Source organism: Pantoea hericii (assembly GCF_014155795.1).
GTDB classification, from domain to species: domain Bacteria; phylum Pseudomonadota; class Gammaproteobacteria; order Enterobacterales; family Enterobacteriaceae; genus Pantoea; species Pantoea eucalypti.
The window spans coordinates 43,851-56,187 of the sequence record NZ_SCKV01000001.1; the positions used below are offsets into that span (position 1 = coordinate 43,851).

Annotated in this window: 9 protein-coding genes and 1 tRNA gene; 5 read left to right on the forward strand and 5 right to left on the reverse strand. The window is 55.5% G+C overall.

Annotated features, from left to right (window positions below; all coding sequences use genetic code 11):
- Positions 1-45: 45 nt before the first annotated feature.
- Positions 46-750 carry a phosphohydrolase gene (locus H7K52_RS00270; protein ID WP_003854432.1) on the reverse strand — a complete coding sequence of 235 codons (705 nt, stop codon included), beginning with the start codon at positions 748-750 and terminating at the stop codon, positions 46-48.
- 611 nt (positions 751-1,361) lie between these two features.
- Between H7K52_RS00270 and H7K52_RS00275 the strand changes: the two genes are divergently transcribed.
- The 3 genes from H7K52_RS00275 (at position 1,362) to H7K52_RS00285 (ending at position 3,163) form a co-directional block, all read left to right on the forward strand.
- Complete coding sequence (locus H7K52_RS00275; RefSeq protein ID WP_003854430.1) at positions 1,362-2,039, forward strand: ASCH domain-containing protein; 678 nt, start codon at positions 1,362-1,364, stop codon at positions 2,037-2,039.
- A 171-nt stretch (positions 2,040-2,210) separates the two neighbouring features.
- Positions 2,211-2,984 carry a DgsA anti-repressor MtfA gene (gene mtfA, locus H7K52_RS00280; RefSeq protein WP_008926889.1) on the forward strand — a complete coding sequence of 258 codons (774 nt, stop codon included), beginning with the start codon at positions 2,211-2,213 and terminating at the stop codon, positions 2,982-2,984.
- A gap of 103 nt (positions 2,985-3,087) precedes the next feature.
- Positions 3,088-3,163 (forward strand) — tRNA-Asn (locus H7K52_RS00285).
- A 401-nt stretch (positions 3,164-3,564) separates the two neighbouring features.
- On the opposite strand, the gene H7K52_RS00290 is transcribed toward H7K52_RS00285, so the two are convergent.
- The 3 genes from H7K52_RS00290 to H7K52_RS00300 form a co-directional block, all read right to left on the reverse strand.
- Positions 3,565-3,720, reverse strand: coding sequence for a hypothetical protein (locus tag H7K52_RS00290; RefSeq protein WP_003854427.1), 156 nt, complete (start codon positions 3,718-3,720; stop codon positions 3,565-3,567).
- A gap of 140 nt (positions 3,721-3,860) precedes the next feature.
- Positions 3,861-4,973 (reverse strand): lactonase family protein, encoded by a 1,113-nt coding sequence (locus H7K52_RS00295; protein WP_105099042.1) that lies wholly within the window; start codon positions 4,971-4,973, stop codon positions 3,861-3,863.
- A gap of 193 nt (positions 4,974-5,166) precedes the next feature.
- A complete protein-coding gene (locus H7K52_RS00300; protein ID WP_003854424.1) occupies positions 5,167-6,576 on the reverse strand; it encodes an EmmdR/YeeO family multidrug/toxin efflux MATE transporter in 1,410 nt (469 codons plus the stop codon).
- A gap of 465 nt (positions 6,577-7,041) precedes the next feature.
- Between H7K52_RS00300 and H7K52_RS00305 the strand changes: the two genes are divergently transcribed.
- Complete coding sequence (locus H7K52_RS00305; protein WP_008926890.1) at positions 7,042-8,496, forward strand: AMP nucleosidase; 1,455 nt, start codon at positions 7,042-7,044, stop codon at positions 8,494-8,496.
- Between the two features lie 1,360 nt (positions 8,497-9,856).
- On the opposite strand, the gene H7K52_RS00310 is transcribed toward H7K52_RS00305, so the two are convergent.
- Positions 9,857-11,155 carry an NCS2 family permease gene (locus H7K52_RS00310; RefSeq protein ID WP_008926891.1) on the reverse strand — a complete coding sequence of 433 codons (1,299 nt, stop codon included), beginning with the start codon at positions 11,153-11,155 and terminating at the stop codon, positions 9,857-9,859.
- Positions 11,156-11,577: 422 nt separating this feature from the next.
- On the opposite strand from H7K52_RS00310, the gene H7K52_RS00315 reads away from it, so the two are divergent.
- Positions 11,578-12,321 carry a response regulator gene (locus H7K52_RS00315; RefSeq protein WP_003852465.1) on the forward strand — a complete coding sequence of 248 codons (744 nt, stop codon included), beginning with the start codon at positions 11,578-11,580 and terminating at the stop codon, positions 12,319-12,321.
- The last annotated feature ends 16 nt before the right edge of the window (positions 12,322-12,337 follow it).

Consider the following 12,337-nt stretch of genomic DNA (forward strand, 5'->3'; position numbering starts at 1 on the left):
CACGCTACCGGATGCCCGTTTCGATTAATATACTGTCATAAAAATTTAATATTCAGTTTTCAATGGGGTGAAGTCACGCAGTACGCCCTCATCCAGCCCCACCAGATTGCCCTGCAGTTCGGCATAAAGTTTCGCCATGTAGCGCACCAGGAAATCGGCGTTATGCTCAGCTAACATGCGGCCGGTTTCGGTGTGCATGGTTTCCGGCAGGCGCAACAGCTTCTTCTGAAAATGGTCCAGCGTCCACTTAACATCATTCAGCTCGCGATCTCTGCCCAGCGGGTCCTGACTGTCAAATAACGGGCGATTCAGCGCACCCGCCGTGTAAAAAACGCGCGCCAGTCCGATTGCGCCCAGTGACTCCAGCCGGTCAGCATCCTGGACGATTTTAGCTTCCAGTGTCTGAGGCGGTATGCCAGCACTGAAACTGTGAGTTTTAACGGCATGCATCACCGCATCAATCTTCTCAGCAGGGAAATCGAGAAAGTCCTGCTGCAGAATGCGCTGGGTTTCCGTGGCGGCATAGGTTGAGGCGAGATGACGTTCCGGATGATTTTTTGGCAGATTAACCACATCGTGAAAATAACAGGCGGTGAGCACTACCAATGGATCAGCGGGTGTACCCGTCATGATTCGCTGCGCGCTCATCCAGACGCGCCGTAAATGGGCAATATCGTGCGCGCCGTCGTCGTGGATCCAGTTCGCCTGAAACCAGCTTTCATAGCGAGATTGCCAGAGTGTGAGTGACATAGTCTATCTCCCTGTAGTGACCGACAGCAGATTCTCTGTCGTGTTCAGTGCACGAACGGCAAGCCATCATAGCGACTGGCTAATGACACTTTTTTTACAGTGCTGTTGAAAAGAGCGGCGCTGCCAGTTTTTCGGGCAGAAAAATGAGATCTGGATCATCTGTATAGCATCTCTGTTACACAATAACCGCAATTTCGGCGGTTTTCAGCCTTTCCTCAGTGAATTGCTGCTAAGAAAATTAGTTTAACAGCTGTAATGTTTTGTCGATGTTTAACCGATAATACAGACCCTGTTTAACTTTTTTTTGTCACGTGTTTAATTGTAAAACTGTGCACAAAAGCAGGTGAAAAAGTCTGAAAAGGTTCCTATTTTTATCGTTATAACGTACTGTATCCGGGCTAATCGTCGTGTTGCGTCCATGATATATAAAGCGTTGGTGCGCTTTTTGCATTTTGCGTTTTTTTAATACCCAACGTGACAACTTTAAAGTGACTGTCAGGCGACAAATTATTAAGCAAAATGATTTAAAGCTTTTATGATGACTCTGAGATGTGACGTGAATGGATGTTTACAGCAGTAACCGGGTTCTACTAATAAAAAAGAGGTAATCAATGAAAGAACGGCCGATTCTTTTTTCCGAACAGCGTGTTCGTGCCCTGTTGGTTGGCCAGCAAACGCAAACCCGGCGCATTATGAAAACTCAGGCTTTCGGTCCGGGACAGGATCATCACGAGGGCGTGCACGCCTTCGATGTGAGTGCTAACCATCTGCACGGCTACAAAATGATGTCGATGGCTGACATCAGCTATCAATGCCCCTATGGCAAACCGGGTGACATACTCTGGGTGCGTGAAACCTGGCGTGGCCCAATGGTGCCAGAGAGCGATCTGGCCGAATATGAACGTGACCCGACGCCGTTTCGCCTGCCGGAATATTGCCAGTATCGGGCCGACAGTAATGAGCTGGGTCAGCATGCACTGAGTACGCCAGAGGCCGAAGAGTTTGGCTGGCAGACCGCCATCCATATGCCTCGCTGGGCCAGCCGTATCAACCTCGAAATTACCGGCGTCCGCGCGGAGAAAATTCAGGACATCAGTGAAGATGACATCCGGGCAGAGGGCGTACAGACCGATTCGCACTTCCTGAATAACTTCTTCACCATGAACGCCAACTCAGAATCGCCTAAAGAGGCGTATCGCAAAGCCTGGGAAAAACAGTACGGCGCGACCAGCTGGGAAGTGAATCCCTGGGTCTGGGTCATTGAATTTCAGCGCATCGAACGCAACTAATGCTTTAGCCCTGCGCTTTGCGGGTTGAATCACAGACAACGGTCGCGCTAACGGGTTGAATAGACAGCCTTCAGCCCTGTAGCCAGCAACTGGTGCCAGCATTCGATGCTGGCATTTTTATATCTGCCGCGTCAGGATAGTGAAATAGTCCGATTCTGTGCGGGAGTTGCGATGTTTAAATGGCCCTGGAAAACGCATGACGACATGCTGGCTACATTACCGTGGCAGCAGGGTCTGGCACAGCCGGTATTCAGCCTGCTCAGCAATGACGAGCAACAGGCGTTGGTTGAGCTGGCAAAGCGCTTTCTGCAGCAGAAAAAACTGGTGCCTCTCGAGGGTGCACAGCTTGATGAACTGCGCAGCGTGCGCATCGCCCTGCTCTTTTCTCTGCCTGTCCTGAAGCTGGGTCTGGAGTGGCTGGACGGTTTTCACGATGTGCTGATCTATCCCGAGCCATTCGAGGTCGACGATCACTGGCAGGATGAGCATGGGCTGGTTCACAGTGCGCCTGCCGTTCACTCAGGACAGAGCTGGACACAGGGACCGGTAGTCCTCAACTGGCTGGATATTCAGGACTCCTTTGACCTCTCCGGCTTTAATCTGGTTATTCATGAGGTGGCACATAAGCTGGATGCGCGCGGCAGTGGTTACACCAGCGGTGTTCCGGTGATACCGCTGCGAGACGTGGCGCAGTGGGAAAAGGATTTGCGTGCCGCGATGGCAGAAATTGAGAGTGAGGTCGAGCTGGTGGGCGAACAGGCTGCCACTATTGATCCTTATGCCGCCAGCGATCCGGCTGAGTGCTTCGCTGTGCTCTCAGAATATTTCTTTACGGCCCCGGTTCTGCTGGCAGAACGCTTTCCCGCCATGTATCAGCATCTGCGACAGTTTTATCAGCAGGATCCGCTGACCCGGATCGCTACTGACACGGCGCAAACTGCTTAAATCCCGATCGCTTTGCGTTAAACCTAGCCAGTTGAATGATAATGTATTTTTTGCTGTTGACACCTTAGAGCGACGCCGTTAATATTCGCCTCGTTCAAACGATTCCTCTGTAGTTCAGTCGGTAGAACGGCGGACTGTTAATCCGTATGTCACTGGTTCGAGTCCAGTCAGAGGAGCCAGAATTAGAGAAAGCAGATATCTTCGGATATCTGCTTTTTTGCTTTATACCCGTTGGATATCCCTTCCTTCATATTTATCCCCTTTCAATTAAAAACACGTCATCCCACACCCTTTTTCAGATATGCATTTTGGCAATGGTTGTTCCATTTCATTATTGGCCAATAAGCGGTAGATGCCGTTATGGCACAAACTTGTCACAAAGAAAAAACGCCGGGCTTTTTAGATCTGAGATTGATACTCGTGGCGTAAGAGACGTTCAGGAGACGTCATTATTGTTTTGCCTGAGTGCATTTTTGCCAAATTGAACCTCTACTCATCAACGGACTCAGCCTCTCAATCCCCTTGCGTAAAAAAGCCCGCTCAGATTACGGGTCTTCAAACACACAAAACACAACAACCACTATTTTTCATGATAGCGATGCACAGCCGGATAATATTCCAGCCCATACAGCTGGCTCAGCGGCAGCAGCAGCTCGACATTGATATCATGCCCATGCTGACTCACTCCGGGGCCACTCAGCAGCTGTTCAAACCAGGCTATCAGTTTCTGTTTCATCTCAGGTTCTCCGCATCGGTTGATAACCTGAGTAAACCTGTTTGTGCGCGCAATCTGAAGCAAAAATTTCTGCGCTGCTTATGCCGGAGATGGCATAAGCAGCCTGCCCGGCTGATTAGTCAGCGCCAGAAACAGGTCTGTTACTGCGTAATCAGCGTCACCCAGTTCGCGCCTTTACCAGCAGGTGCTTCAGCGACCCGTTTCAGTTCGCCGCTGGCAGGATCGATAGCGTAACTGCCAATCACGGCACTCTTCTCGCCGCTGACGATCAGCCATTTGCCCTTTGCATCGATAGCTATACTGCGCGGCTGTTTTTCAACCGGCCAGCTGCCGATTAGCGTTAACTCACCGGATTGTTTATCCACCCGGTAGCCGCTGACGGTGCTGGAGGTGCGCTCGGTCACGTAGATAAATTGCCCATCCGGCGTAATTTTGATGTCTGCCGCCCAGATGCGCGGTGTCGGATCGCTGTAACCCGCCGGGCGCTGCTCGCCATGCTGCAGGTTATATTTCTTCGCCACCGCATTTGGCCAGCGTTTCAGCTCTGTCAGTGAGCCATCCGCCGCGCGCCGGAATTGGGTGATGGTGCCGCTCATTTCCGTGAGGTTATAGAGAAAACGATTATCCGGCGAGATCACCGAATGCCGCGCACCGCTGTTCTTCTCTCCCTGAACAAAGCCGGTGCCCAGTGGCGTGATGGCCCCGTCACTGGCAAAGGTATATTGCAGCACCCGATCCGCGCCAAGATTGCCAACGTAGAGTGAATGGTTAGTGACGTCGGTAATTACGGAATGGGCATGGGGCCCGGTTTTCACTTCGCCCGTGACCTGCGCGGTCACAATCCCTTTGTCATCAATCCGGTTGCTGGTGACGATATCGCTGTCATAGGAGGCGGCCAGCAGATAGCGTCCGCTCTTATCAGTGGTAATCCACGGGAAGCTGGCTGCAACCGGCGTTACCGCCAGTTTCTGCAAATCACCCTGCGGCCCGGTAACGCGCCAGCTGATGATCGAATAAGGCGGACTGCGCAGCGCACCATAGAGATGTTTACCATCCGGGCTGGCCGCCAGCGGCATGATTTTTTTTCCGGCCGGCGTATCGCCCCACCATTTCAGGCTGCCGTTCGCCTCACTGAGCTGATAGCGGGAAACGGTGCCGGATTCAGCATTCGACACATAGACAAAGGTTGTCGCCCACAGCGGGCAGCTACACAGCAGCGGCAGAAGTGCCAGCGCCGTTTTGAGACGGATCATAGGGTCACCTTGATAAGTAGTCTCTGCGTCAGTGCGCAGCAGGCATTACGCTAACCCCGTCTGATGAGGCTGGCTTTGTGCAACTGTCTGAATTTAGGACCAGAAGTCTGGAGATGTGACGGAGATGTTATTTTTTGGGGCGGGAATGAGATTTAACGCCTCCCCCAGAATCAGGGAAGGCGTAAGCAGAACGCTAACCGGTTTTGGCGATCATCTTCCGGTAGCGATCGAGCCACTTACCGCTATTGAGCCGCCACCAGAAGAAGATGCCGCGCACCGTCCAGTCGAGGAACATCCCCAGCCAGACACCGGTGACGCCCATCCCAAGCACAATGCCGAGCAGATAACCGGCCACCACACGGGCGCACCACATGCTGAACATTGAGACATACATGGTGTAACGCGCATCACGCGCGCCCTTAAGTCCGGCGGGCAGCACCCAGGACGCGGCCCATAGCGGCATAAAGAGCGCGTTAAGCCAGAGCAGGTGCTTCGTTACGTTTATCACCTCCGGATCGCTGGTATAGAAGCGGGCCAGTAACCCAGCCAGCGGTACGGTCAACAGCGCTATCGCACTCAGACATGCCGTCGCCAGCCAGAAAACATGCCGCACCTGGCGTTCCGCCTGGAACACCTGATTCCTGCCTAATCGTGTGCCAGTAATAATGGTGGATGCAGAGCCCAGCGCATTGCCCGGCAGGTTGATCAGGGATGCAACAGAGAACGCGATGAAGTTACCGGCAATTTCACTGGTGCCCATCCCTGCAACAAAGACCTGGGTCAGGAGTTTGCCGCCGTTGAACAACACAGACTCGATACTGGCAGGCACACCTATGCCTAAAACTTCCATCAGGATGCTGCTGTTCCAGCGCCGGAAATAGCTCGATAGCGTGATTTTCAGCGAGGCGTTAAAGCCGATCATCAGCACGTAAATCACCGCGATCGCCCCGATATAGCGGGTGATGGTAAGTCCGAGTCCGGCCCCGACAAAGCCTAAACCGTCCCACGAGAAGCAGCCATAAATCAGCACGCTACTGATGATGATGTTCAGGATGTTCATGCCGCCGTTAATCAGCATCGGAATTTTGGTGTTGCCTGCACCGCGCAGCGCCCCGCTGCCGATCAGTGTGATGGCCGCAGCCGGATAGCTCCAGGCGGACGTCTGCAGATAGCTCAGCGCCAGTTCTTTCACTTTGGGATCGGCTGCACCGGCGATCGCATCGACAATCAAATGGCCCCAGAACTCAATGGCGATCACCAGCACAAAGGCAAGTATCGTCATCATAGCCAGCGACTGTCGCGTGGCGGCGCGGGCGCGCTTCCCGTTGCGTTTTGCCAGGCTGAACGCCACCACCACCGTGGTGCCGAGATCGATGGCGGCAAAGAATGAGATGATCACCATGTTGAAGCTGTCAGCCAGGCCCACGCCTGCCATCGCCTCTTTACCCAGCCAGCTGACCAGGAAGGTGCTCAGAACGCCCATCAACAACACACAGGCGTTCTCGAAGAAGATAGGCACTGCCAGTGGCGATATTTCACGCCAGTAGAGCGTGCGATAAGAGCGGCGTTTTGGATACCACGCCGTGCGCCTGATCGCCTGCATCACTGCTACGCCGGGATTTTGCAAAGGATTACCAAATCAGAAGTGACTGGATAGGAGATCTAATGATGATAGGGGGCTGAGAAATATGCAAAGTCTTTCCGGCGCAAATTAATCATGGTTACAAACTTTTTAATCCCGTTACGGCAGATTCTGCCTCACCGCCCTGTCCGCTGTAGCAATTCTGATTATTTACCTGACGTTATGATCGATTACCGCCGGCTTGCATAAGGCTGCTTTACGGCGCATTCGTCATCCGTAACGCAGTTAATGACGGCTAATCATCCTGTCTGATAGTAAAGATTTACTTAACGGAACTCAGTGCGACTGACTCATCCTTAAAACCGTACTGCTCAGATTTCCCGCTTCGTTAGCGCGAAAAATCAGCAATCACAGATTCTTCACCAATCTCTGCAGCAAACCCGCTAAGCTTGGGGCAAATTGCGGAAAAAAATGGAAGGAGAAACCATGCCGACACTACGGAAAAACCTGACCAGCCAGCAGGCGCTGGATGAACTTGAACGCCTCTACGACAGTGCCGTTGATGCGCTGCGTGCGGCGATTAAAGTCTTCACCGAAAACGGCACGCTGCCGGATGAGGCCGATCGGGCAGCGGGACTGTTTGTCTACCCCGAGCTTCGCATCACCTGGCACGGCGAAGGCCCGCAGCAGAACCGCACACGTGCCTGGGGACGTTTTACCCACACCGGCAGTTACAGCACCACCGTCACCCGTCCGGCGTTGCTGCGTCACTATATTGCGGAACAGCTGGCAATGCTGGAGAAGGAGTATCAGCTGGAGATTGACGTGGTGCCGTCCAGCCAGGAGATCCCCTATCCTTACGTGATCGACGGCTCCGATCTGTCACTGGATCGCACCATGAGTGCCGGTATTGCACGCCACTTCCCGACCACCGAGCTGTCACAGATTGGCGATGAGACCACCGACGGTCTGTTCCACGCTGACGCCAAATTCCCGCTGTCGCATTTTGACGCACTGCGCACCGACTTCTCGCTGGCCCGCCTGCGTCATTACACCGGCACCAGCGTGGAGCACTTCCAGCCGTTTGTGCTGTTCACTAACTACACCCGTTATGTTGACGAGTTTGTGCGCTGGGCGATTGAGCAGGTACGTGATCCCAATACCCCTTACGACAGCCTGGCCTGTGCCGGCGATGTAGTGCTGACCTCGGACACCGCCGACAGTGAGTCGATGCTTTCTGATCTGGCGTGGAAGAAGCACCAGATGCCAGCCTGGCATCTGACTTCGCCGAATCGCCGTGGTATTACGTTGATCAATATCGGCGTCGGCCCGTCGAATGCTAAAACCATCTGCGATCATCTCGCGGTAATGCGCCCTCACGCCTGGCTGATGATTGGTCACTGTGGCGGTCTGCGTGAGAGCCAGCGAATTGGCGATTACGTGCTGGCCCACGCCTATCTGCGTGACGATCACGTGCTCGACAGCGTGCTTCCGCCAGACATCCCGGTGCCTAGCATTGCCGAAGTGCAGCGCGCGCTCTACGACGCCACAAAAGCTGTGAGTAATATGCCTGGCGAAGAGGTGAAGCAGCGTCTGCGTACTGGCACCGTGGTGACCACTGACGATCGCAACTGGGAGTTACGTTACTCCGCGTCGGCTCTGCGCTTTAACCTGAGCCGCGCCGTCGCAGTCGATATGGAGAGCGCCACTATTGCCGCGCAGGGTTATCGCTTCCGTGTGCCGTATGGCACGCTGCTGTGCGTTTCGGATAAGCCGCTGCACGGCGAGATTAAGCTGCCTGGTCAGGCGAACCGCTTCTACGAAGGGGCGATTTCGGAGCATCTGCAGATTGGCATTCATGCGGTTGAGTTGCTGCGCGCCGAGGGTGATAAGTTGCATTCGCGTAAGTTGCGGACGTTCAATGAGCCGCCTTTCAGGTAAGTTTTTCGCCGCTGGCGAGGGGGAGTGTTCGCTGCGCGAACGGGCGGGCTGCGGAGCTGGGGCTGGTGTTAGTTCGCTGCGCGAACGGGCTATGAGAGGGTTTCGTTCGCCTGGCGGGCTGCGTACGCTAAAGCCAGGGTGTTCGCTGCGCGAACGGGCTATGAGAAGGTTTCGTTCGCCTGGTGAGCTGGCCAGTTTCAGTTACGCCTCTGCAGGCGACCAACAAGGGGGCGCCAGTCGCCGCGCCCCCTTGACCCCGGGCTCCGGCCTGCTTCACCGCCGCTTCGCGGTCCCTTCGCTTCTTCCGGATTTCTTACGGACCGGCGGGACGCGCCATCCCTGGCGCGAACCCGCCTCTTCGCGGCATCCCTGCCGCTCGTCCTGAAATCCCTCATCCGCTCAGCGGTTCTGACGGCCTCCCTTCCCCGCTTTTATCTCTTCTGTTTGTATTGGGTACGTCATCGCTGTAAGTCCGGAGGATTGTCTGCGGCTCTCTGCCTGGCAGGAAGAATGGCTCTTCACCCTATCAAATGTTGCCTCTTCTTTTTAATGCTGGTGCATTGCCGCTGATAGTTTTCAAAATTAGCTCTGGTTTTCAAACCACCAGACAACGCTATGTCCGATAAAAACCAGGATATTAAAGGCGGGGGTTTACCAGAGGCATCCGAAGCGCTGAGGAACAACCGGAGGCAAGGATGAGCCGACAGGACGTCGGCGAAAGGACGGCTCGCGCCAGGGATGGCGCGTCCGGACGGTCCGCGGGCCGCAGGGCGTGACGAAGGTACCCCGCAACGCGGGGCGCGCAGGCTGCCGGACGCCGGGATTGTTAAGGGGCGGGCGTTCGCCCCTTGACGCGTCCGCCTGCACAGGCAACCTGAAACTCCCCACCGCCTGGCGGGCGTAACCTGCTCAGTGGGCAGGCACCGCGCAACGTAACATTGTCATAGCAGGCCCGCTGCAAAGCGAAACCAGTGCAGCTCTTCCCCCGCTTTCAGCGGCCTGAACTCCCCCACCGGGCAGGAAACCTACCGGCTGGGGTTTCCCCGAGGCATCCGAAGCACTGAGGAACAACCGGAGGCAAGGATGAGCCGACAGGACGTCGGCGAAAGGACGGAACGCACCAGGGATGGCGCGTCCGGACGGTCCGCAGGCCGCAGGGCGTGACGAAGGCACCCCGCAACGCGGGGCGCGCAGGCTGCCGGACGCCGGGATTGTTAAGGGGCGGGCGTACGCCCCTTAACGCGTCCGCCTGCACGGGCAAACTGAAACTCCCCACCGCCTGGCGCGCGTAACCTTCTCAGCGTAACCCGCTCAGCGCCAGCCCGCCGCAAGGCGTAACATCCCTGCCGCCAGGCAACAGCTAAGCACTCAGCCATCCCAGCTTAATCACAAACAGAATCGACAGAATCACCAGCGCCGCATTTATCTCTTTCACACGACCGCTCAGCAACTTCACCAGCGTCCAGGTAATGAAACCAAACGCAATGCCGTTAGCAATAGAATAAGTCAGCGGCATGGTCAACGCAGTCACGGTGACTGGCGCAGCGGTAGTAATATCTTTCCAGTCAATATCAGCCAGACCGGATGTCATCAGCACAGCCACAAACAGCAGCGCAGGTGCGGTGGCATAGACCGGCACGCTGGAAGCCAGCGGCGAGAAGAACAGCGCCAGCAGGAACAGCACACCTACTACGATCGCCGTCAGGCCGGTACGGCCTCCAGCACTCACACCCGCCGCCGATTCCACATAACTGGTGGTGGTCGAGGTGCCGAGCAGCGAACCAAACAGTGCAGCGGCACTGTCGGCAATCAGCGCACGGCCCATCTTCGGCACGTTACCCTGCTCATCAGCCAGACCGGCACGTTTGGTCACGCCCAGCAGTGTGCCGGTGTTATCAAACACATCGACAAACAGGAAGGCAAAAATCACGCTGACCAGGCCAACGTTAAATGCCCCGGCAATATCAAGCTGCAAAAAGGTCGGTGCAATCGATGGCGGAGCTGAGAAAACGCCCGCGAACGGCGACAGGCCAATGCCCATGGAGATAAAGGTCACCAGCAGAATGCCGATCAGCACCGCACCGGTTACGCGGCGTGCTTCCAGCACCACGATCACCACAAAGCCCAGCATTGCCAGCAGCGGGCCGGGTTTAGTCAGATCGCCAATACCCACCAGCGTCGCCGGGTTATCAACCACGATGCCTGCCCCTTCCAGCGCAATAATTGCCAGAAACAGCCCGATACCAGCGCCAATCCCGGCACGCAGCGGCAGCGGGATACTGGCAATAATCCACTCACGAATCTTAAACAGTGACATCGCGAAGAAAATTACCGCCGAAAGAAACACCGCACCCAGCGCAATCTGCCACGTGTAGCCCATATGCAGCACCACGGTATAGGTGAAGAAAGCGTTCAGTCCCATACCCGGCGCCAGCGCAATCGGATAGTTGGCAATCAGCCCCATCAGCACACAACCAATCGCCGCCGCCAGACAGGTCGCGACAAATACCGCGCCCTTGTCCATGCCGGTTGCGCCCAGAATGCTCGGGTTCACAAACAGAATATAAGCCATCGCCAGGAAGGTGGTGATCCCGGCGATAATCTCGGTACGAACCGTCGTGTTATGCGCTTTGAGTTTGAATAGTTTTTCTAACATCATCATCTCTCGATACAGGAGACAGGAGTCTCACTTGCCAAAGGGGTTTGCATGCTGATTTATTCTGTTTCCGGGACATTGTCCTGGCCGCTGCATACTTGCTTGCCAGAACCGCCTGAAATCCCTGTGTAACCTGTTGGCCTAAGCAATTGCCATGCCACCTGCCGACGCAATCGATTACCTGGCAGAGCCGGCCACGCCTAAGAAGATTCCGAATCAAAACAGGGCGCGATTATGGTGCAATGCACCGATTCCGCGCAATCGTTTTCCTGCGGCAAATGCGTCACCCTGAAAAACTCTGCGCCAGCGCACGCTTCCGCACTCTCACAGGCGAAGCTGGTCACGTTTCAGCACGCTGCCTCAGCAACCATTTCTGGCCTGTGTAGACTCCAGAATTAACTCCTTCGTAACATTGAGGCCGCGCCATGAAGCCAGCGATTTTGGTGGTGGATGATGATCCTGCTGTCTGCGACGTCCTGCAGGATGCATTAAGTGAACATCTGTTAACTGTCTACAGCTGTCATCAGGGACGCGAGGCGCTCTCCATGCTCAGCGAACACCCGGAAATTTCGCTGGTGATGCTGGATATGATGTTGCCCGATACCAACGGATTGCTGGTGTTGCAGCAGCTCCAGCGTCAGCGGCCGGACGTGCTGGTGATTATGCTGACGGGCATGGGTTCGGAAGCGGAGATGGTCGTGGGTCTGGAGATGGGCGCAGATGACTATATTGCCAAACCTTTTAATCCACGCGTGGTAGTGGCGCGCGCCCGTGCAGCACTGCGTCGCAGCGGACGCATTGCGCAGGCTCACCCCGAACAGGCGGGCTGGCGTTTTGGCGGCTGGCAACTGGACGATGGCCGCTGCCAGCTGTTTAATCCGCAGCATGAACTGGTGCCGCTGACCCAGGGAGAATACAGCCTGCTGCACGCGCTGGTGCGCCATGCCCGCAAAGTACTGACCCGTGATCAGTTGCTGGAGCTGACCCACAGCGAAAGCCTGGACGTATTTGACCGTACCATCGATGTGCTGATCATGCGACTGCGCCGCAAAATCGAAACTAACCCGCATCAGCCCGACCTGATTCGCACCATTCGCGGGCTGGGCTATGTCTTTTCCGCTGACGTGATGAAACCCGAAGCCGCGCTACGCGCCAGCCAGATCGCCTGAATCACTTTACCCGGCC

Bases quoted from the DNA above. Each gene is read 5' to 3' on its own strand.
- H7K52_RS00270 (WP_003854432.1), bottom strand. From the start codon at position 750: ATGTCACTCACACTCTGGCAATCTCGCTATGAAAGCTGGTTTCAGGCG.
- H7K52_RS00275 (WP_003854430.1), top strand. From the start codon at position 1,362: ATGAAAGAACGGCCGATTCTTTTTTCCGAACAGCGTGTTCGTGCCCTG.
- mtfA (WP_008926889.1), top strand. From the start codon at position 2,211: ATGTTTAAATGGCCCTGGAAAACGCATGACGACATGCTGGCTACATTA.
- H7K52_RS00290 (WP_003854427.1), bottom strand. From the start codon at position 3,720: ATGAAACAGAAACTGATAGCCTGGTTTGAACAGCTGCTGAGTGGCCCC.
- H7K52_RS00295 (WP_105099042.1), bottom strand. From the start codon at position 4,973: ATGATCCGTCTCAAAACGGCGCTGGCACTTCTGCCGCTGCTGTGTAGC.
- H7K52_RS00300 (WP_003854424.1), bottom strand. From the start codon at position 6,576: ATGCAGGCGATCAGGCGCACGGCGTGGTATCCAAAACGCCGCTCTTAT.
- H7K52_RS00305 (WP_008926890.1), top strand. From the start codon at position 7,042: ATGCCGACACTACGGAAAAACCTGACCAGCCAGCAGGCGCTGGATGAA.
- H7K52_RS00310 (WP_008926891.1), bottom strand. From the start codon at position 11,155: ATGATGTTAGAAAAACTATTCAAACTCAAAGCGCATAACACGACGGTT.
- H7K52_RS00315 (WP_003852465.1), top strand. From the start codon at position 11,578: ATGAAGCCAGCGATTTTGGTGGTGGATGATGATCCTGCTGTCTGCGAC.